This window comes from Empedobacter sp. 225-1 (genome assembly GCF_030328185.1).
In the GTDB taxonomy this organism is placed as follows: Bacteria; Bacteroidota; Bacteroidia; order Flavobacteriales; family Weeksellaceae; genus Empedobacter; species Empedobacter stercoris.
The window spans coordinates 1-20,612 of record NZ_JACALO010000031.1 but is presented as its reverse complement, the minus strand read 5'-3'; the positions used below and the strand labels follow the sequence as shown (position 1 = coordinate 20,612).

Annotated in this window: 20 protein-coding genes; 13 read left to right on the top strand and 7 right to left on the bottom strand. The window is 30.7% G+C overall.

What is annotated here, in order from left to right:
* Window position 1 precedes the first annotated feature (1 nt).
* From HX088_RS09975 to HX088_RS09960, 4 genes are all read left to right on the top strand, one after another.
* Window positions 2-1,273, top strand: a complete 1,272-nt coding sequence (locus tag HX088_RS09975; RefSeq protein ID WP_286484066.1) for a chloride channel protein — start codon at window positions 2-4, stop codon at window positions 1,271-1,273.
* Window positions 1,274-2,160: 887 nt separating this feature from the next.
* On the top strand, window positions 2,161-2,757 hold the full coding sequence (locus tag HX088_RS09970; RefSeq protein WP_286484065.1) for a KGG domain-containing protein: 597 nt from the start codon (window positions 2,161-2,163) through the stop codon (window positions 2,755-2,757).
* 53 nt (window positions 2,758-2,810) lie between these two features.
* Entirely contained in the window at window positions 2,811-3,377 is a 567-nt protein-coding gene (locus HX088_RS09965; RefSeq protein WP_284583511.1) for a YciE/YciF ferroxidase family protein, read from the top strand.
* 191 nt (window positions 3,378-3,568) lie between these two features.
* Window positions 3,569-4,168 (top strand): Crp/Fnr family transcriptional regulator, encoded by a 600-nt coding sequence (locus tag HX088_RS09960; RefSeq protein WP_286484062.1) that lies wholly within the window; start codon window positions 3,569-3,571, stop codon window positions 4,166-4,168.
* A gap of 232 nt (window positions 4,169-4,400) precedes the next feature.
* On the opposite strand, the gene HX088_RS09955 is transcribed toward HX088_RS09960, so the two are convergent.
* Genes HX088_RS09955 through HX088_RS09945 form a run of 3 tightly spaced genes read right to left on the bottom strand, consistent with a single transcriptional unit; the run spans window position 4,401 to window position 6,054 of the window.
* Window positions 4,401-4,760: a hypothetical protein gene (locus HX088_RS09955; RefSeq protein ID WP_171622176.1), complete on the bottom strand. Its 360-nt coding sequence runs from the start codon at window positions 4,758-4,760 to the stop codon at window positions 4,401-4,403.
* Between the two features lie 9 nt (window positions 4,761-4,769).
* Window positions 4,770-5,621: an SDR family oxidoreductase gene (locus HX088_RS09950; protein ID WP_171622175.1), complete on the bottom strand. Its 852-nt coding sequence runs from the start codon at window positions 5,619-5,621 to the stop codon at window positions 4,770-4,772.
* Between the two features lie 19 nt (window positions 5,622-5,640).
* On the bottom strand, window positions 5,641-6,054 hold the full coding sequence (locus tag HX088_RS09945) for a Crp/Fnr family transcriptional regulator (RefSeq protein WP_286484061.1): 414 nt from the start codon (window positions 6,052-6,054) through the stop codon (window positions 5,641-5,643).
* Between the two features lie 431 nt (window positions 6,055-6,485).
* On the opposite strand from HX088_RS09945, the gene HX088_RS09940 reads away from it, so the two are divergent.
* The 3 genes from HX088_RS09940 to HX088_RS09930 all read left to right on the top strand — a co-directional run bounded on the left by HX088_RS09940 (window position 6,486) and on the right by HX088_RS09930 (window position 10,052).
* The gene (locus tag HX088_RS09940; RefSeq protein WP_188319935.1) at window positions 6,486-8,597 is read left to right on the top strand and encodes a catalase; all 2,112 of its coding nucleotides are present in this window, start codon (window positions 6,486-6,488) and stop codon (window positions 8,595-8,597) included.
* 183 nt (window positions 8,598-8,780) lie between these two features.
* The gene (locus tag HX088_RS09935) at window positions 8,781-9,770 is read left to right on the top strand and encodes an SDR family NAD(P)-dependent oxidoreductase (protein ID WP_171622172.1); all 990 of its coding nucleotides are present in this window, start codon (window positions 8,781-8,783) and stop codon (window positions 9,768-9,770) included.
* Window positions 9,771-9,782: 12 nt separating this feature from the next.
* Window positions 9,783-10,052 (top strand): hypothetical protein, encoded by a 270-nt coding sequence (locus HX088_RS09930; RefSeq protein WP_171622171.1) that lies wholly within the window; start codon window positions 9,783-9,785, stop codon window positions 10,050-10,052.
* Window positions 10,053-10,056: 4 nt separating this feature from the next.
* Here HX088_RS09930 and HX088_RS09925 read toward each other — a convergent pair whose 3' ends face one another.
* Together HX088_RS09925 and HX088_RS09920 are read right to left on the bottom strand one after the other, a co-directional pair.
* A complete protein-coding gene (locus HX088_RS09925; RefSeq protein WP_284583513.1) occupies window positions 10,057-10,899 on the bottom strand; it encodes an isoaspartyl peptidase/L-asparaginase in 843 nt (280 codons plus the stop codon).
* A gap of 2 nt (window positions 10,900-10,901) precedes the next feature.
* Window positions 10,902-11,783: a cyanophycinase gene (locus HX088_RS09920; RefSeq protein WP_171623593.1), complete on the bottom strand. Its 882-nt coding sequence runs from the start codon at window positions 11,781-11,783 to the stop codon at window positions 10,902-10,904.
* Window positions 11,784-11,928: 145 nt separating this feature from the next.
* Between HX088_RS09920 and cphA the strand changes: the two genes are divergently transcribed.
* Together cphA and HX088_RS09910 are read left to right on the top strand one after the other, a co-directional pair.
* Complete coding sequence (gene cphA, locus HX088_RS09915; protein ID WP_286484056.1) at window positions 11,929-14,538, top strand: cyanophycin synthetase; 2,610 nt, start codon at window positions 11,929-11,931, stop codon at window positions 14,536-14,538.
* Window positions 14,539-14,584: 46 nt separating this feature from the next.
* Window positions 14,585-14,743 (top strand): lmo0937 family membrane protein, encoded by a 159-nt coding sequence (locus HX088_RS09910; RefSeq protein WP_115000514.1) that lies wholly within the window; start codon window positions 14,585-14,587, stop codon window positions 14,741-14,743.
* A gap of 63 nt (window positions 14,744-14,806) precedes the next feature.
* Here the strand turns inward: HX088_RS09910 and HX088_RS09905 are convergent, their stop codons facing one another.
* Window positions 14,807-16,021, bottom strand: coding sequence for an NAD(P)/FAD-dependent oxidoreductase (locus tag HX088_RS09905; protein ID WP_038330343.1), 1,215 nt, complete (start codon window positions 16,019-16,021; stop codon window positions 14,807-14,809).
* A gap of 187 nt (window positions 16,022-16,208) precedes the next feature.
* On the opposite strand from HX088_RS09905, the gene HX088_RS09900 reads away from it, so the two are divergent.
* Genes HX088_RS09900 through HX088_RS09890 form a run of 3 tightly spaced genes read left to right on the top strand, consistent with a single transcriptional unit; the run spans window position 16,209 to window position 17,805 of the window.
* Window positions 16,209-17,051, top strand: a complete 843-nt coding sequence (locus tag HX088_RS09900) for an alpha/beta fold hydrolase (protein WP_284583516.1) — start codon at window positions 16,209-16,211, stop codon at window positions 17,049-17,051.
* A gap of 2 nt (window positions 17,052-17,053) precedes the next feature.
* Window positions 17,054-17,605, top strand: coding sequence for a lipocalin family protein (locus HX088_RS09895; RefSeq protein ID WP_286484053.1), 552 nt, complete (start codon window positions 17,054-17,056; stop codon window positions 17,603-17,605).
* A 32-nt stretch (window positions 17,606-17,637) separates the two neighbouring features.
* On the top strand, window positions 17,638-17,805 hold the full coding sequence (locus HX088_RS09890) for a T9SS type A sorting domain-containing protein (RefSeq protein ID WP_286484052.1): 168 nt from the start codon (window positions 17,638-17,640) through the stop codon (window positions 17,803-17,805).
* A 241-nt stretch (window positions 17,806-18,046) separates the two neighbouring features.
* Here the strand turns inward: HX088_RS09890 and HX088_RS09885 are convergent, their stop codons facing one another.
* Window positions 18,047-18,238, bottom strand: coding sequence for a cold-shock protein (locus HX088_RS09885; RefSeq protein WP_171623587.1), 192 nt, complete (start codon window positions 18,236-18,238; stop codon window positions 18,047-18,049).
* A gap of 914 nt (window positions 18,239-19,152) precedes the next feature.
* Here HX088_RS09885 and HX088_RS09880 point away from each other — a divergent pair.
* Window positions 19,153-20,250 carry a calcium:cation antiporter gene (locus tag HX088_RS09880; protein ID WP_171623586.1) on the top strand — a complete coding sequence of 366 codons (1,098 nt, stop codon included), beginning with the start codon at window positions 19,153-19,155 and terminating at the stop codon, window positions 20,248-20,250.
* Window positions 20,251-20,612 lie beyond the last annotated feature (362 nt).

Below are 20,612 nucleotides of genomic sequence, written 5' to 3'. Positions count from 1 at the left end.
TATGAATTTTAAAACGCACGTATCCAGAAAAAATTACCAATGGGTAAAATGGAGTCGTATTGCTTTGTGTTCTGCATTGGTAGGTATAGTAGTAGGTTTGCTAACGTTAATGTTTAAAACTTTGGTGGAACAATACGAACATTTATTGCTACACAAAGCAAAAGATTTTCAATTGTTTTTTATTGTTTTTCCTTTTATTGGTTTAGCCTTGATTTATGTTTTACGTCAATTTGTATTTAATAAAAAGAAGAATAAAGGAATTTCAGAAGTATTAGAAGCAGTTCAATCAAAGAAAAAGATTCCTTCATATAAAGTGTTGTCGCATTTCTTTAATGGATTTCTTACCGTTGTTTTTGGTGGAACCACAGGAATAGAAGTTTCAACCGTTGTAGCAACAGCAACTTTGGGTGATATGGCATCGCGAAAAGATGTGATTTTTAAAAAATACAGAAAAGAATTTATGGGAGCCGCTATTGCCAGTGGTGTCACTATTTTGTTTTGTAGTCCGTTGGCAGGTTTGTTTTTTTCGTATGAAACCATAAGGAAACAGAAAACAAAAGTGTTTTGGATTACACATATTCTTAGCGTGGCTTTTGCAACCGCCATACTTTTCTTAATGAATGTTCATCCGTTGGTCGATCTCAGTCAGTATGTTCACGATTGGAAGTATGAAGCTCTACCATTTTTTATTGTATTAAGTATGTTATCGGGAGTTTACGGTGTATATATGACAAAGGTTGTGACATATTCAAAGAAGGCTTCTTTTTTTGAACACAGACCATTATTGCAATTACTTATCGGTTCTATTTTCTTGGGAAGTATTTTGTATTTCTTACCCGAATTATATGGATCAGGATATCACACCATTATTCAATTTACACAAGAAAAAAGCTATATACTTAGCATAGCGTTGCTTGCGTTAATTTTGGTCATTGTAAAACCTTTTACAACTGGTTTAACACTGAAGTTAGGTGGTGATGGTGGCGTTTTTGCACCAAGTATTTTTGCAGGTGCTTGCTTAGGTTTAATTGTGGGAATGTTGACTAAAATGTATTTTGTGCCTGATGTATTGGTTTTAAACTTTGTAATATTAGGCGTAGCATTAACAGTAGGAGCTACATTGCACGCTTCTTTCACTGCTATATTTTTAACCTTCGGAATTTTTAATTCGTATGTACTTTGGTTGCCTTTAATTGCCTTAACTTTTGTCAGTTATTTTTTATCAAAAAGGATTTTTCCCTATACGGTTTATACACTTTCAGTAAGAAAATAATCATTAATCATGTAAAACGTAAATTTTGTGGCAGAAACTTATCGCTTATAGATTTAAAATTTTCATTGAATTAGAAGCTAAATTATAATGAAAATAGTTCTATAATAAACGTGAAATAATCTATTGAAAATAGTTTAATTGATGCGTTCAAAACTAATCTTTGGTTACTTTATTTTAGGTTCAAGTATCTTTATTTTACGTATTGAAATCAACAAACTGCAAGGTGATTTTTGCAGATATAAGAATGCATTTTTGAATTTCTTTTAATTAAAAAGTCCTTTATTTCTTTTTTTTTTAGACCTAAAAATCTACAAATTATTTGTATAAATCGTTTTTGCTTGTTTTATTTTTTTATACAATAACTCGAAGTAAGAAATTCAAATTTTCCTTAATAAAATATGACCTGAATCATAAAAACAAGAAATAGATGAGGTTAATTTTGGTCTAAATAATTACTTCATGATGAAAAATTCATTTATTTTAATAGCAGTTATTTTAGTCATTTTTTGGGCTTTTTTATTTTTAGTATTGCGAATTTCGTATTATGGTGTAGTACATTTTCTATTATTTATGGCTTTTATTTCGTTAGTATTACGACTCCTTATTGGTAAAAATCAAGGTTAAATTAATTACTTTTACATATCACACTTATTAATGTTTTATTCTTTTCTAATACCTGCAAAATAATGCGGGTATTTTTTTATTATATTGATTTTAAGATTTATAAATGTTTTTAAACGGATATGATTTGAATCATAATATCACAATCTTTATGTGAATAATTTAGCATAGAAAGAAATCTAATTAGTATTTCAATAAAAGTTAAATCCAATTTACTACATGAATAATACTAGTCTATTTATGTAGTAAATTACAAAACTACAATTATGAAAAGGAGTAATTCAAACAATCACAATTCGCACAACAATTCAAGCAATGCAAAATCAACATTAGAAGAAATCTATCAGCTGGGTTATGATCATGGCTTTAATGATGCTTCGCAAGATGAAGACTATGATGATGATTTTTCTGATTATGAAGAAGATTATGATGATTTTGCAAATGGTTATCAAGAAGATAATTATGATGATGACGATTATGACGACGATTATGATGACGATGATTATGATGACGACGATTACCAAGACAATAGAAGAAATAACAGAAGAAATATGCCAGAAAGAGATAGTATGGGTCGATTTGTTTCTTCTAATAATCGTTCTTCTGGTCGTGGAAATCGTTCTTCTTCCTCACAATCTAATAACCGAAGATCATCTTCTAATTCCTCTTCTCGTAATCGTTCTTCTCGAAGCGGAAACAGCAGAAGTTCGGGTAGTGGATCAGGAACTTCAAAAAGAGGTTTTGCATCTATGAGTAAAGCGGAACGTACACGTATAGCTCGTATGGGAGGTAAAGCATCTCATGGAGGAGGGCGTTCTTCAAATTCGAGTCGATCTGGATTCGGAGGTAGAAGAAATGGTTAATTGTTTTGTATTGCCTCTTTTCGGAGAGGCAATTTTATTAAAAATAAAAAAGTATGGCAAAGAAAGAATCTCATCCAATTGATACAATGGATAAATCAACCGATAATAGCGATGATAAAATGAAAAAGTCGGCATTACATAAATTCTTTATTTCAGCACTTCAAGATATATATTATGCGGAGCATGCATTAGTAGACGGATTAGAGAAAATGCAAAATTCGGCTACTACAGAAGAACTGCAAGATGCTTTTGAAGATCATCAATTACAAACTAAAAAACATATCAGTCGATTAGAAAAGATATTTGGTTTGTTGGATGAAAAGGTTGAAAAAAAGGAATGTGAAGCGATTAAAGGATTAATAAAAGAGGCAGATGAAATTATTAAATCCACAAAAGAAGGTACAATGACACGAGACGCAGCTCTAATCATTGCAGCTCAAAAGATAGAACATTATGAAATTGCTACTTATGGTGGTTTAGTTCAATTGGCAATTACAATGGAGCATCATAAAGTAGCTGAGTTGCTCGAAAAGACATTGATTGAAGAAGAAGAAACGGATGATAACCTAACCGATATTGCTGAAACTTCAATAAATTTTGAAGCTGAAGAAGAAAATTAGTTCTGTGATTAGATCTCTTATTAATATTTATTATGAATAAATGAAAAATAAGAGATCTTTTATATGAAAAGCATTAAACCGATAAAGTTTAACATATTGATTCATCGTATGGTATGTTTATTGAAAGCTTTGCATATGTTATTTTCTCTCAACTCCTCTTAAAAAATTACAAACCACAAAAAATTAACACTATGCTAATTAATGAAAAATTATTGTACGAGTATGGAGCAGAAAGGGTCTCGTTTAAAAATGGAGAATATATTTTTAAAGAAGGTAGTTATCCATTTTTTTATTTTCAAATCCTTGTCGGAAAAGTAAAACTTAACCATTTTAATGAAGAAGGCAAAGAATCTATTCAAAATATTCTTTCGCCAGGCAAAAGTATTGGAGAATGTTTCTTGTTTCTGGATAATCAATATCCAACAAATGCAGAGGCTTTAGAAGATACAGTTCTTTTACGATTAAATAAATCTGTTTTTTTAGAATTATTAAATTCGAATCCCTACTTGTATAAAAATCTGAGTAGATGTATTTCAGAAAAGTTATATTACAAGTTTTTGATGATGCAAAATAATTCTATTAACAGTCCTATTGTAAGGTTAAAAGGATTATTAGATTATTTAAAAAATGATACAGTAGAAATCAAAACACCTTTTTCGTTCAAAGTAGAGCTTACTCGTCAACAATTAGCTGGTTTAACTGGAATGTGTGTCGAAACTGTTATACGCACAGTAAAATTAATGGAATCTCAAGACATGCTACGGTTGCATAAAGGAAAAATACTCTATTAAAAAGTAAATTTTTTAACATCCTAAATCAACGATTATGTTTCCACAATTTAAAGAATTTTTTATATCAAGTTTACATATTTTCGCCTATATAATTTTGCTTATAGGTGGATGGATTTTTCTATTTTTTTGGCTCAGAAAGCGAAAAAAGAATAGAAATAAAAGAAAATAATTTGATTATTGTGTTAGCCAATTATCATTGTTATGTGATAATTGGCTAATTTTTGTTAATGCATTATATTTCTAAGAACTCGTTATGGATGATCCGAATTAATTCCTGTTCTTTTTGGACTTTATAATAAGAGAATTTTGAGTAAAAACGAATAAGCATATTTTTTGTAAAAAGAGTTCCTTCATCTGAAATGTTGTTCTGATTAACATATTCAAGAGCATTTATTTTGTATTCTGCAATCAGTTGATTTAGAAATTCTTTTTTCTGTGTGCAGTTCGTCTTTTGACTAATTTTATCAATAGATTGAATGATAAATGGAGGATCAATTAATAAATGCGCTGTTGCTGATCCGAATATAAATTCATGAATTAAACTTAAAAATTCGTGTTCTGTTTGAGTTATTTCCAGTTTATATATATGCATATCTTTTTTTTAACCATTTATTATTTCTCCACCGTTCGGGTGCAAGACTTGTCCACTTATAAATTGAGAATCTTCGCAAGCTAAAAATAAAAACGAAGGAGCTACTTCATTTGGCATTCCTGCTCTTTTCATTGGAGAATCAGTACCAAAATTGGCTACTTTTTCAGAATCAAAAGAAGAAACGATAAGAGGTGTCCAAACTGGACCTGGAGCAACAGCATTTACTCGAATTCCGCTTGCTATCAAATTAGACGATAAACTTCTAGTAAATGAAACAACAGCCCCTTTTGTAGCAGCATAATCGATTAATTTTGGACTTCCTCGATAAGCTGTAACAGATGTGGTGTTTATAATAGAACCTCCTTTTTTCATATAAACTAAAGCAAATTTAGTTGTCCAAAAGTATGAGAACACATTGTTCTGAAATGTTTTAATCAATTGTTCGCTGCTTATATTTTCCAAAGATTCGCTTTCCCAATGTAATGCAGCATTATTGACTAAAATATCTATCTGCTTATAATATTCAATTGTTTTTTCTACTGCGGCAAGACAATTTTCTTCTTTTGATAAATCCCCCTTGATCAGTAAACATTTTCTGTTATACTTTTCAACTTCTTTTTTAGTTGCCTTCGCATCAATTTCTTCGTTAAGATAAGCTACTGCAAGATCAGCCCCTTCTTTCGCAAAAAGCAGCGCAACTGCTTTACCAATTCCACTATCACCACCAGTAATTAACGCTACTTTTCCTTTTAATTTTCCTTCTTTCGCATAAATTATAGGATCCGTTTTGGGAATAGGTTTCATGTTTTCTTCAATTCCAGGTCTATTTTGTTGTTGTTTTTCGTGTTTTATTTTTTTCATAAGATTAATTTTTTAAAAATTATCGAGATTTATTGCGTAATGTGTTAGTAGATATAGATTGTATTTTGCTGAATTTGTAAACTAATTTTTCACTCATACATTGACATAAAATCAAATATAAATGAGGATGTTCTTCTAAAAGATTGAAAAATTTATACTTTTCTAATCGAATAATATGGCAATCATCAATCGCTTGAATTGTAATCGAATAAGAGTTATTGGTAAATAAAAAAGCTTCTCCTAAACTTTGTCCTTTTACAAGCATAGATTTTAGAATAATTTTTTCTTGATAAAAGTTATTTCTAATAGCCTTCCCCTTTAAAATTTGATAATAAAACTCTGCATATTTCCCTTTTTTCACAATTGTATCACCTTGTTTATACGTTTCTTTTTCTCCTCCAAAATCAAACAATAATTTGTCGCTAATTAACATAATAATTCGTTTTTAATAGTTAGTTAAAGTTAACAAGAGTATACAGCTCTATTTATGAGTGTAATCATAATGAAGAATGCTTTTTTTAGTTTTATTGATATGAAAATCAATTTGATATACATCTATTTTATTGAAGTACAATATGATCGTAATCATAATCTTTGCATTTTTCACTATCTAATTTTGAAAATATAATGACGAAGTCGATTGTCATTGTGTTTTGTCTAATCACAAAAAGATATTTTATGAGAACTATTGCAACACTAGTACTCTTATTTGCTCTGACAACTATAAGTTGTAGAAAAAAAACAAATGACAGCAAATTATTCAGATTCTGCTAATCACACGGAGAGGTTCAAAATATAAATCATTTTATCTAAAAGTTGTAAATGGATTAATCTTTGATTATTAGTTAATTAAACCAAATTTAAATGAAGAAAAATAAGAAAACTGAACAAATAAAAAAATATATTGTAGATAATAGCAACCAGATTTTAACTACAAATGATGGAGTTGCAATACATGACAACAACAATACGTTGAAACTGGGAGTTAGAGGACCATCTTTACAACAAGACCACATTTATTTTGATAAGTTAGGGCATTTTGACCGAGAAAGAATTCCAGAAAGAGTGGTTCATGCTCGCGGAAGTGGAGCCTATGGGATATTAGAAATTCATGAAGATATCTCTGAATTTACTCGAGCAAAGTTTTTACAAAAAGGAGCAATTACACCTCTTTTTACAAGATTTTCAACAGTTGCAGGATTCAAAGGTTCAACCGATTTAGCCAGAGACGTAAGAGGTTTTTCAGTCAAATTCTATACAGAAGAAGGAAATTACGATTTGGTAGGAAATAATATTCCAGTATTTTTTATACAAGATGCCATGAACTTTCCTGATTTAGTACATGCTGTAAAACCTGAGCCAGATACTGAAATGCCACAAGCAGCTTCTGCCCATGATACATTTTGGGATTTTATTTCACTTATGCCAGAATCTTCTCATATGATTATGTGGTTAATGTCAGATCGTGCGATACCAAGAAGTTTTAGAATGATGGAAGGTTTTGGTGTTCATACGTTTAAATTAATCAACAGTAAAGGTGAAATAACATTTGTTAAATTTCATTGGAAACCTAAGTTGGGAGTTCATTCAGTAGCTTGGAACGAGGCACAAAAAATTTCAGGTTTTAATTCTGATTTTCATAGACAAGACTTATGGGAAAATATTGAAAAAGAAAATTTTCCACAATGGGATTTGGGTGTTCAATTGATACCTGAAAAGGACGAGATGAACTATCCATTTGATTTATTAGATCCTACGAAACTTATTCCAGAAGAGTTAGTGCCTGTAAAACTTATTGGGACAATGACACTTAATCGTAATCCAGACAATTTTTTTGCAGAAACTGAACAGGTTGCATTTGATCCAGGAAGAATTATTCCAGGTATTGATTTGTCAGATGATCCTTTATTACAAGGTAGAGTATTTTCATATATGGACACTCAAAATTATAGATTAGGTGGTGCAAACTTTCATGAAATACCAATTAATAGATCAATCAATCAAAAAAACAACAATCAGAAGGATGGAACAAATAGAATGGATATTTTAAAAGGAGATGTAAGTTATTTTCCAAATAGTAAAGCATCAGGATGTCCTTATCATGCTATATTGAAAGGTGAAGAAGGTTTTCAATCTCATCAACAAGAAGTACAAGGAATGAAAGTAAGAGGAAGATCTGATTCTTTTGCGGATCATTTTTCTCAAGCCACTTTATTTTTTAATTCTCAATCTGAATCAGAAAAACAACATATTATAGATGCTTTTAGTTTTGAATTAAGCAAAGTGAGCGACTCAAAAATTAGAGAAAGACAAGTAGCTATCCTTTATCAAATTGATAAAACTCTTGCTCAAAAAGTTGGTGATAATCTTGGTATAGTACCTCCAAAAGAGTTGGATGAACTGACATTAAGTTTTGCAAGGCAAAATCATCCCAATTATCCTCTGCAGCCTAAAAAACAAGAAATAAATTCATCTGTTGCTTTGAGTATGAAAGTTAAAGAAGGTGAAGGAACTATAACAACCAGAAAAGTAGCCTTTTTAGTAGATAATGGTGTTTCTAAAAAAAGTGTAGATCAATTAAAAAAAGCATTGGAAAAAGAAGGCGCAGTAGGTGTTTTAATTTCATCTAAAGTTGGAGAGTTAATCTATGATGAAGGTGATAAAGAAAATATTTACCATTCGTATCTTACGGATTCTTCTGTATTATATGATGCAGTGTTTACTCCATCAGGTAAATCTCTTAGTTCGTTAATTTCAAATCCAGATTATTATGAGTTTATTAATGAGGCTTATAGACATTGTAAAATATTAGCTTTTGCAAAAGGAACCGAAGATTTATTAAAAAAATCATTTGTTGAAAAAGATAAAGGAGTTGTATTAGAAGATGGAACCCAAAACTGGGTAGATGAGTTTATTAATTCGATGAAATTACATCGTATTTGGGACCGCGAAAAAGCAAGAAAAGTTCCATCATAACGAGAGATTTTTTCTACAATAATTTATCAAATAAATAAATTTCAATGCAGCTTTTTGAATAACATCTTATTGAAATACTTTTAAATTTTTACAAGCACTAATATTCAATTATACTGTGTATTACGAAGTTCAATGCCTTTAAATTTGATTCACTTTTTTAATAATATTCTTAAAAGAAAAAATATGAAACATAGAGGTCAAACATCATTAACAACAAAAATAGCCGTCATTACTGGAGCTTCAAGTGGGGTTGGTTTAGCAACTGCCGAGTTATTTGCAAAAAAGAGATACAATATAATTTTAGCAGCAAGAGGTGTCGAAGCTTTAGAAAAGGCTGTTTCAAAATGTAATGCTTTAGGTAGTCATACTGTTTATAAATCAACAGATATGTCTTCTGCTGAAGAGGTGAAAGAATTGGTCGAATATTGTCTTAGTCAATTTGGAAGAATTGATGTATGGGTAAATAATGCGGGAGTGATGGCGAGTGGAAAATTTGAAGATATTCCGATGGAAATTCACGAGCAAGTAATTAAAACAAATTTAATGGGCTATATGCATGGAGCCTATTATGTTTTACCTGTTTTTAAACAACAAAATCAAGGCATTTTAATTAATAATGTTTCAATTGGAGGTTATTTGCCAGCACCATTTAGTGCTGTATATTCGGCTACAAAATCTGGAATTAAAGGCGTAATGAGTGGTTTACAAAGCGAATTAAGTATTTATCCAGAAATTCATATTTGTAATATTTATCCTCAAATACAACGATCTACAGGGAATATGCATTCAGCAAAATATTCAGGATTAGATTTTAAAATTCCTCCATTTGCTGCCGATCCAATGGAAACAGCAAAAGTAATCTACAAGTTGACATTAAAACCTAAAAAAGATACTTTTCCAGACGTTAGTTCTTATATGATAAAGCTTATTCACGGGATTTTTCCGCATACATTCACAAATCTTATAACTGCTGTGATGAGAGGAATGATGAAGCAAGCAAAAGGGAAAGATGATGAAGGTAATATTTTAAAACCTTCAAAAGAACCGCATCAAGTCTATGGAGAGACAAGTACGGTACTTCTTTCAGATTCTACCAAAAGATTAGTCTCAATTGGTCTAATTATAGGCATAGGACTTTATACAGCAACAAGAATTCGAAAAAATATTAATTAAAAATATATTCAAATGAAACTAAAAGAGTTAAAATCAGACGAAATTCAAGAATTATTAATTGAATTGTACAACCGAGCTTACAAAAAAGGCTACGAGAATAATAAAAACCAGTTGTCAGAAAATTGTAAAACTGATACGCGAGAAGGAGTGATTATAAGTGACGGAGGTGATGTAAATGATGTAAATGATCATGTTGATGTACAATTGTCTAATCAAGAAAAAATGGAGGTAGTAGAATATATCCAAACAAAATTGTTTGATTTATTGAATGATGAGCTATAAAAAATCAAACAAAATAGTTTAATTCTATTCCATCAAATGATGCAAAAACCATTGTTGGAAAGCTATCTTGATGAAAAATAATTCCATTGCGATCTATACCAATTGCACCTGCAAATCCATTCACATGTTTTAGTTCATCAAAACTTTTGGCAAATGCATCTTCCATACTCATGCCATCCGTTACGCGGGTAACAATTTTTGCAGCCATTGCGCCACTTACAATATCTTCTCCAACGCCAGTCATGCTAATACCACAATATTGATTGGCGTAATTTCCAGCAACAGTTGCAGAATCTGAAACACGACCAGGTAGTTCAAAACCTTTTCCTCCAGTTGAGGTTGCAACAGCAATATTATTTTCGGCATCTAAACAGACACATCCAACAGTACTTGTTTTAGCTGAATTTAATTTTTCTTCGTATTCTTTTTTACGTTGTTCAATTTCAGGATCAAAATAATCAAATCCAATTTTACGAGCAAATTCAGTTGCTTCGTTAGCTGCTAAAATGCGATCATCGTAAGTCATTAGTTTTTCTGCAACTAAAATTGGATGTTCAACATTTTCTATATTGATAACACCAGACATTTTAAGTGTTTTTCCATCCATTAAAGCTGCACTCAATCTTATTTTACCATCAGATTGTATTTGAGACCCTAATCCTGCATTAAATAACGGATCATCTTCTAATAAACTGACTGTATAAACGACTGTTTCTGTAGCGGTATGAGTGGTTAAATAATCATAGCCTTTTTGAACTATTTTAATTAATGCATTTTGTTTTTGAAATTTGGTTTCAGGATCTGTCAATGATTCGGAAAAGAAACCACCGTGAATAATTAACTTCATAGTTATTGATTGTTGTATTGAGAATCTTTGATTGAAATTTTATTTTGATCAAGATGAAAAACGTCATTCCGCGTCATCACATGGCAAATAATATGACTGATCGAAATCGGATACCCAATCTCAATTTGAGAAAGACTGGTGTCTAAAATTTCTCGTCCATCAACCAGTATGATAGATCCAGAACCTATTGCTGTCATTTTGTTGTTATTTTCGCTAATGATTAGCCCTGTATCTTCACTTAGACCAATCCCAATTTTCATTGGATTTCCAGTTACAGCTTGAAATAAACGTCCAATTCTTCCTCTTTGAATAAAATGTGTGTCCACTAAAATGGAATCAATTAATCCAAGACCGCTATTCATTTCTACAGCTCCTTTCAGTAATGCGTCTGAACTCACTCCTTGATAAATCATGCTGGAAGAAACAGCCGCAGCACCAGCAGAAGTACCTGCGTAAATAAATTCTTCATGGTAATATTTTTGAAGTAATTTTTGTTGAAAAGGGGTACCGCCTATGGTAGAAGTTAATCGGAGTTGATCGCCACCACTAAATAAAACAACATCCGCTTCGTCTAATCGTTTCAGTGATTCAGGATGAATAGCATCTAAACGTGTATTGATGTCTAAATGTTCAACATTGTGTGCGTCTAAAAGACTGAAAGCTTTAATATACGACTCAGCTGCAATTTTAGGCGTTTGTGAAGCTGTTGTAATAATTTCAATTCGCGAATTTTCTTTATGTTTAGATTCTTCTATAATTTTTTTTAGAATACCATTTTGATAAAAGAAATCATTCAGTACTTCTTGTTTTGGTAAATGAGGTGGAATGTTCTCAGCTGTATTAATACCACCACCAACAATTATTAATTTTCCTTTAATACTCATCATTATTGATTTTATAACTTCAATTTAATTAATATTAACTGGACAAGAGGAGAATAAACCTTAAAATAATGGTAAAATAGTGTTAATAAGGGAAAAAGGTCTAGTTCTTGTAATGATTTACTAAATTTTTTAACACTTACCACATATGAAAATAGAAAATATATCGATTTTAAAAGGACCAAATTTTTGGAGTATCAAGAGAGAAAAACTAATTCAAATGCGATTGAATTTAGGTCGCTTAGAACAATTTCCAACGAACAAAATTGATGGATTTGCAGAACGTATACAATCATGGTTACCTACAATGTTTTCGCATCGTTGTTCTGAAGGGGTAGCTGGTGGTTTTTTTACTCGTGTAAAAGAAGGAACTTGGATGGGGCATGTAATTGAGCATATCGCATTAGAAATACAAACCCTAGCGGGTATGAATACAGGCTTTGGCAGAACTCGCGAAACAAATACGCCAGGTACTTATAATGTTGTATTTGCTTATCAAGATGAGCAGGTAGGGATATATGCAGCAAAAGCAGCTGTTAGAATTGCAGAAGCATTAATATCTAATTCGTCTTATTCCATTTTAGATGATATTAAAAATATGACTAAAATATGGAATTCAAATAAACTCGGTCCTTCTACACAAAGTATAATTAATGAAGCAGAAAACCGAAAAATACCATGGACACGATTAAATAATCATTCTTATATCCAATTGGGATATGGTAAAAATCAAGCTAGATTAGAGGCGACAATTACAGATAAAACCAACTATCTGGCTGTTGAGATTGCATGTGATAAATTTCGAACCAAACAATTATTAAAGGATGCATTTATTCCTATCGCTGATGGTGGTATAGGCGAAAATGAAGAAGATTTAAAAAAAATAATAGATGAAATAGGCTATCCAATTGTTATTAAACCATATAATTGTAATCACGGAAGAGGAGTAACCACCAATATAAATGAATATGAAACTGCTGAAAAAGCATTCCAGAATGCACGAGAATTTAGTCAAAAAATAATCGTAGAAAAATTTGTAAAAGGTTATGATTTTAGAATATTGGTCATCAATAAAAAAGTAGTTGCTGCGGCCAAACGAATACCTGCTCATATAATTGGAGATGGAAAACTTACGATAAAAGAATTAATTCAAATTGAAAATAACAATCCTAATAGAGGAGAAGGCCATGAACAAGTCTTAACAAAAATAAAAGTTGATCAACATACGATTTCATTATTAAAATCAAAGAACTACGATTTACAATCTATTCCAAAAAAGGATGAAATCATTTATCTAAAATCAACCGCTAACCTTAGTACAGGCGGAACATCAATTGATGTAACAGATGAACTTCATCCAGATAATATTCTTTTAGCCGAACGAATTGCTAAGGTTATTAATTTAGATATATGCGGAATAGATATTATTGCTTCCAATTTATCAGCATCTTTGTATTCATCCGGAGGAGTTGTAATTGAAGTAAATGCAGCGCCAGGTTTTAGAATGCATCTATCTCCAACAAAAGGGATTGCTCGAAATGTAGCTTCTTCGGTTGTAGATATGCTTTTCCCTCCTCAAAAATCCACCACTATTCCCATAATTGCAGTTACTGGCACCAACGGTAAAACTACGACTACACGACTAATCGCTCATTTATTTAAACAACATAAAAAAAATGTCGGTTATACAACTTCAGACGGTATTTATATACAAAATAAGCTGATGGAAAAAGGGGATACAACAGGACCGATTAGTGCACGAAAAATTCTAAATGATCCAACCATAGATATTGCAGTTTTAGAAACAGCAAGAGGAGGAATTCTTAGAGAAGGACTTGCATTTCGCACTTGCGATATAGGAATCATTACCAATATTACCGAAGATCATTTGGGGTTAAAGGATATTCATTCTTTAGAACAATTAGCGAGAGTAAAGTCTGTGGTAGTAGAAAGTGTTAAAAAAGAGGGCTGGGCCATTTTAAATGCTGAAGATCAGTATTCGATGAAGATTTCTAAAAAATTAGAATGTCAAATTGCGTATTTTTCTTTGGATGAAAAAAATATAGAGATTCAAAACAATATAAGAAATGGAAGTACAGTTGCATTTTATACAGAAGATACCATTGTAATCCAAACCAAAACAGAACGAATATGTATTGCAGACGTAAGTAATATTCCATTGACGATGAATGGTAAAGCTGCATTTATGATTCAGAATGTGCTGGCATCTGTATTGGCAGCGTATTTATCAGGTATAGATATTTCTACGATTAGAACAGCTTTGGAGACTTTTTTTCCAAGCCCAAAATTAACTCCTGGTAGAATGAATATTTTTCAATTTAAAGAGTTTAAAATTTTAATTGATTTCGCCCATAATCCTGCCGGATATATCGCTATAAAAGATTATCTATCGAATGTAAAAGCGAATAAAAAAATTGGTATTATTTCTGGGGTAGGCGATCGCAGAGATGAAGATATCCAATCTTGTGGAAGAATTGCTGCCGAAATGTTTGATTATATCATTATTAGACAAGAACGACACCTAAGAGGGCGAACAGAAAAAGAAATAATACAGTTGCTTGTAAAAGGGATCAACGAAGTTCAACAGGATTTTCCTTACGAAATCATACCCAACGAAATTGAAGCCATTGAACATACCATAAAAAAAGCCGAAAAAGGTGATTTTATAGTCGCACTTAGCGATGCTGTTTCCAATGCTATAGAAGTAGTGCAATTTCATATGAACAAAAATTCCTAAACAATTTAAATTATAAAAAGTAAATGTTTAATTAAAATCAAAATTTATGAGAAATCTAATTTCAATTATTGCTGTAGTATTACTTATTTTGTGGGCTATAGGTTATTTCGGATTCGGCCAAGCAGTAGGTCAATTTATACACATATTACTTGTACTTGCTATCATAGCTTTATTGTACAGATTAATTACAGGCCGAAAACCTTAGTATTAAAAATAATCTGAAAGAATATATCAAAATTCTTTCAGATTATTTTTTAAATATATAACCCTATTTTGTTATTCGATCAAAACCAAAAGTTTTTAAACGATCATCAATTTTATTAAGAATAATATTTTTTAAAACCTGAGCTGCAACCATAGAAAATGTAATTCCATTCCCTCCATAGCCTAAAGCAAACAAAGTACGATCTCCTTTTTTCCATGCTCCCATATAAGGTAAACCATCATCAGTCGAACTAAATGTTCCGCACCAAGCCATCTCAGTTTTAAATTCAATAGTAGGATATAGATTTTTGAATTTTCGTTCTAAAATTTTGACCTTAGTACGAAGTAGTTCATCTCTTTTTTCAGGATTTTGAAAATCTTCATCTTCACCACCAACTATCAAACGGTTATCTTTTGTAGTTCTCATGTATAGATAAGGTTCTGCAGTTTCCCAAATTAAACTACGGTTTGGCCAAATCATTTTTTCATCAATTGGAACGGAACAAATAGCATAGGTAGATAACAAATTCATCACTTTTTTAGGAAGGAATTGCCCTGCTTCAAATCCAGTTGCAACAATTACATATTTACACGAAACAGTATGGCCATGCTGTGTGATGAGTTTGCAACCTTTTTTAGTTTCTTGTATTTTTTCAACTTTTGTATGCGTGTAAATTTTTAGATTGTGTTTTTGTTGATGATATTTCAGTAAATTAATCGCTCCTTTATATGCATCCATTTGAGCTGAGGTATCATTTTGTAATGCAGCAATTCCGTCTATGTTTTGATATTCTTTTAATTGTTGTGCATGCAAATATTTTACAGGTAAGCCAACTTCTGTTCTTATTTCAAACTCTTTATCTAATAACTCAACACCAGCTTTATTACTTGCCAATAAGACGGTTGGAACTCTTGTAAAATCAGCATCAATATTTGTTTTCTTAAAAATAGTTTCAATATCTGTAATTGATTGTAAACAATTAAAATAAGCGTCGATAGCAATTTTTTTGGGAACTTTATGAATTAATTTACATAAAGGCGTATCAATTTCATATTGTAATTGTGCTGTACTTGCGGCAGAACTTCCAGTAGAAATAGTTCGTTTATCAATTAACGCACATTCTATTCCTGCTTCGCATAATTCATGAGCTACTAATGCACCTGTAATGCCAGAACCGATTATAGCAACATCAATTTTAAAATCATTTCGAAGTGGATTGTATAAGTCAAAAAATTCATTTTTAACAATCCAATAAGGTAATCCAGAATGTAAATCCATATTTATTGCGTTAAGTGGTTTAGATAAACTATACCCTAAAAATCAAGCCAAAAATAGTAAATCTCTTTTGCTGTGTGAAATAATTTTGAAAATGTTAAACATTTAAAAATGTGATAATTGGCTTGATGCTTGTGATGAATTAGAAGTTAATCTAAGTTAGATTATAAAATCACTTAAAAATAAAATTATGGCTAAATTAAAACGAAAAGATTATAAACTGAATTATATTGATTACGGTGATAAACTTGCACAGCCTGTTATTTTGATACATGGTTGGCCGCTGAGTTTACAATCATGGGAATATCAAATTCCGAAAATTGTAGAAGCTGGTTTCCGTTGTATCGCCTATGATCGAAAAGGATTTGGGAAATCTTGTGCTACTTGGGATCGTTACGATTATGATGCGTTGGCAGAAGATTTACATGCGCTTATAGACGAATTACAACTAAAAAATGTCGTGTTGGTAGGTTTTTCGATGGGAGGAGGAGAAGTTGTACGCTATATTGCGAATTATGGAAATCAGAATATTTCGAAGATTGCATTAATCAGTTCAATCATTCCGCTTGTAAAACAAACACCCGATAATGAACATGGTGTTCCACAAAAGGATTTGGATGAGATTGTGATGCAACTTGAAACAAGTCGTTTGGAATTTTTAGAAGGTTTTCATAAAGGCTTTTACAATCATGGTTTGTTAAAAAAATCTGTAAGCAAAGAACAATTAGATTTTGATTTCTCTGTTTCTTCTCATGCTTCACCTATTGCAACTCTAAAAGCTGCACGCTCTTGGATGGATACAGATTTTAGAACTGAATGTAAAATGATTGAGGTGCCAACATTAATTATTCATGGAAAAGATGATCAAACTGTACCAATAAAAACGGCGGGTGATCAAGCGGCAAAACTGATTTCGAATTCAACTTATATCGTGTATGACGATGCACCGCATGGACTGAATATTACGCATAAAGAACAGTTGAATATGGATTTGATAGAATTTCTTTTAAGTATCGAACATAAGAAACATTAGAAATGAGAAAAATAAATAAAACGATTGTTTCTGGGGTAGCAATAGCAGGAATAGGAGGACTTTGTTATGCATGGTTAAATTGTAGAAAAGTAAAAATACCAGATTTTGTTGAGGTCGTAGAGAATTTTGATCCACAACAATACATGGGAAAATGGTACGAAATGGCTCGTTTGGATTTTAAGTATGAAAAAAATCTAAGTCAAGTTACAGCAACTTATTTTCTGAGTAAAAATGGAAAAATTGAAGTTCATAATCGTGGGTATGATGCTAAAGAAGAGAAGTGGAAAGAAGCACACGGAAAAGCAACTTTTAACGGAGAAGAAGGAAGAGGAGCATTGAAGGTTTCTTTTTTTGGTCCGTTTTATTCAGGCTACAATATTGTGATGATGGATCCAGCGTACGAAACAGCTTTAGTTTTTGGTGAAAGCCACGAGTATATGTGGATATTATCCCGAAAGAAAAGCATACCAGAAAATATAAAACAAAATTACCTGAGATATGCAGAAGAAAAAGGTTATGATATTTCCCAATTAACGTGGACAAAGCAAGATTGATTTTCTATTCATTTGTTTATAAAATACCCTCTGTGTTTAAAAATGAAACAGAGGGTATTTTTGACTTAACTGGAAAACTGATTCAAGTTATTCAAAATCAAAATACATTAACTGTTCAGCATTTAACGCCAGGAAATTATATTGTAAAAATTGATTATTTAGACGCTACATCAGAAACCCTAAAATTGATAAAAAAATAGCTATTCGTCCAGAGCTCAAATGAATGGTAAAACAACCAATTTCTGAATACTAAAAATCATAAAAGAGCTTTCGTTATAAATAAGATAATAGCCTGTTAAAAATAATGAAGGTTAAGAATATATTGAATAAAAAAAAGGCTGAATTCTTGTTAAGAATCAGCCTTATATAATTAAATTATTTTTTCAAATTGAAGTTTACTTATTTAAATGTATACTATAGAAATGATAAAATAAATAAGAATTACATTTTTCTAACTTGAGTAGCCATAATCCCTTTTTGACCTTGCTCTACTTTAAAAGAAACTTTATCATTTTCTTTTATATGATCAATTAAATTAGATGTGTGTACAAAAATTTCATTTCCTGTTGTTTGTACTGTAATGAAACCAAATCCTTTAGCATCATTAAAAAATTTTACTATACCTTCTTGCATAATTTATATTTTTAAAAAGTAGAGAATAAATAAATAATTATTACCTTATATCAAAAGGAACTAATTTTTTCTTTAGTAAAAATTATTTCATTATTCTCTATAATTTATCAACTTAACGCGTGATAATTAACGGTAATATTGGAGATTAAAACAATTTAAAAATTGTAAATAATAAAAAGTATAAATTAAAAGGAAAAAATTACAGTAGTCTTAAAGGAATTTAGCAAAAAGCTAAAAATAATAAAAATGTAAATCAAACTATTTAGTTTGTAACTAATAATATCTCATCTCTGATATTTGTACAAATGTATACTAAAATAGTTGAAAATAAAAATATATTAATAAAATTAAATAATATTTATTTAAATAGCAGTAAATTTTAAATATTATTGCAAATATTTAAAATCTAAAAAGTGTAAGGAGCTAATTATTTTATAATCCATCTTACTATATAGTGCACAATAGTAGTAGCTATTAACGTCATAAATTTAGTTTAATTGTTCAGTTAATTTTGTCATATTTTTATATACTATAAATCCAATAACTTTTGCTTCAGGATATAATTGACAATTTTTCGGGCGGTATCATCCAAAATAATCTATCATTTATACTAATGAGTTTATGGATTTACACTACATTTGAAGATATATTATATGCATATAATTAAATTCGATAATTCTTATTCCAATTTATTTTTTCAAAGATTGTTCAATGTTTTTTTCTGGTTTTTCTAGACTTTTATTCACTTACCACTTTGATTTTAATACTTTAATCTAAGATGTGTAGAACTATATAAGTTTAGTTCATTCCTCCTATTTCTAAATGAATGTTTCTTATCGTTTGTGTATATGAAATGAAACAATAGATTCATTTTTAATTTTTTAAAATGAACAAAAACAACACTGTTAACCTCTATGAAGAAAAAAATATATCTTTTAGTATGGACCATCCTTATTCCTATATTTGGCTGGTTGGCTTATTTTGGTCACTACTATTTTTCTGGAACATTTTATTCGTTTATTTTATCTTTCATGCTTATAGGAAGTGTACTTGCTGCTGTGCACCATTCTGAAGTTATTGCTTATCGGGTAGGGGAACCATTTGGTACGCTTCTCTTGGCATTTGCCATTACTGTAATCGAAGTTGCTTTGATTATTTCAATTATGCTGGGAGCAAAAGGTTTGGAAACCATCACACTTGCCAGAGATACTGTGTATGCAGCTGTAATGATTATCATTACTGGAATTATAGGTGGATGTCTTATTATAGGTTCTATAAAGTTCAAGGTACAAAATTTTACACTTCAAGGTGTGAGTACCGCTTTAATTACGCTTACTTCTATTCTTATTTTTGTGCTTATTTTACCTAATTATACGATTAGTCATAATGGAGGTGAATATACATCTACCCAATTAATTTTTGTGTCTATTATAAGTTTAGGCTTATATCTTGGTTTTACAATGATGCAGACGATTCGACACCGTAGTTATTTTGTCTCTCCAGAGAACAAATTATCTGAAAATATGGTGTTACCTAAACTTCCTGAAAAACCATCTCGTAAAGAAATGTACATCAGTATTGTATTTTTAATTTTATGTCTTGGTATTGTGGTATTATTAGCAAAATTACTCTCAAAAGATGTGGAACATATGGTAAAATGGGCAGGTGCACCAAAATCTCTTGTAGGTGTAATAATAGCGGGTATTGTACTTCTTCCAGAATGTTTGGCTGCATTTAGGGCTGCGAAAAATAATCAAATTCAAACATCGTTGAATTTAGCTTTCGGTTCTGCTTTGGCAAGTATTGGGCTTAGTATTCCTGTAATAGCAATAACATCTGTTGTTACAGGAATAAGAATGAGTTTGGGAATTGATACTAAATCTACTATTTTATTGGGATTATCATTATTTATTATTACAATCTCTTTGGCAACAGGAAAAACCAATATTATGCAAGGATTTGTATTGATTTCAATTTTTCTAATTTATCTTTTTACAATAGTATTTCCTTAAAATATAGTTGCATATTTATCTAAATTTTAACCACTCTGAGAAGTATTTTATGTTCACAATCCTCACAATATGCCGAATCACCATCTCTTATTAATCGGTTTTCTAAATTAATCTCTATACTACAAATAGGGCAATAGATGTAGTGATCTGCAAATTTTAGATCAATAGGTTGCTCCAGAACTGTAGGTATTTCTACGACGGAGACACTTTCGTTTTTTGTGTTTTGTTTATTGTCTGCCATAATTCTTAAATTAATTGTAGTATAAATTTAACTCATATTTATAATTTCTAAGTTCAACAAATAAGTGCAACTCAAATTAAATCATTGGGGGCTAGCCCCCAATGATTAGCCAAGTGCTAAA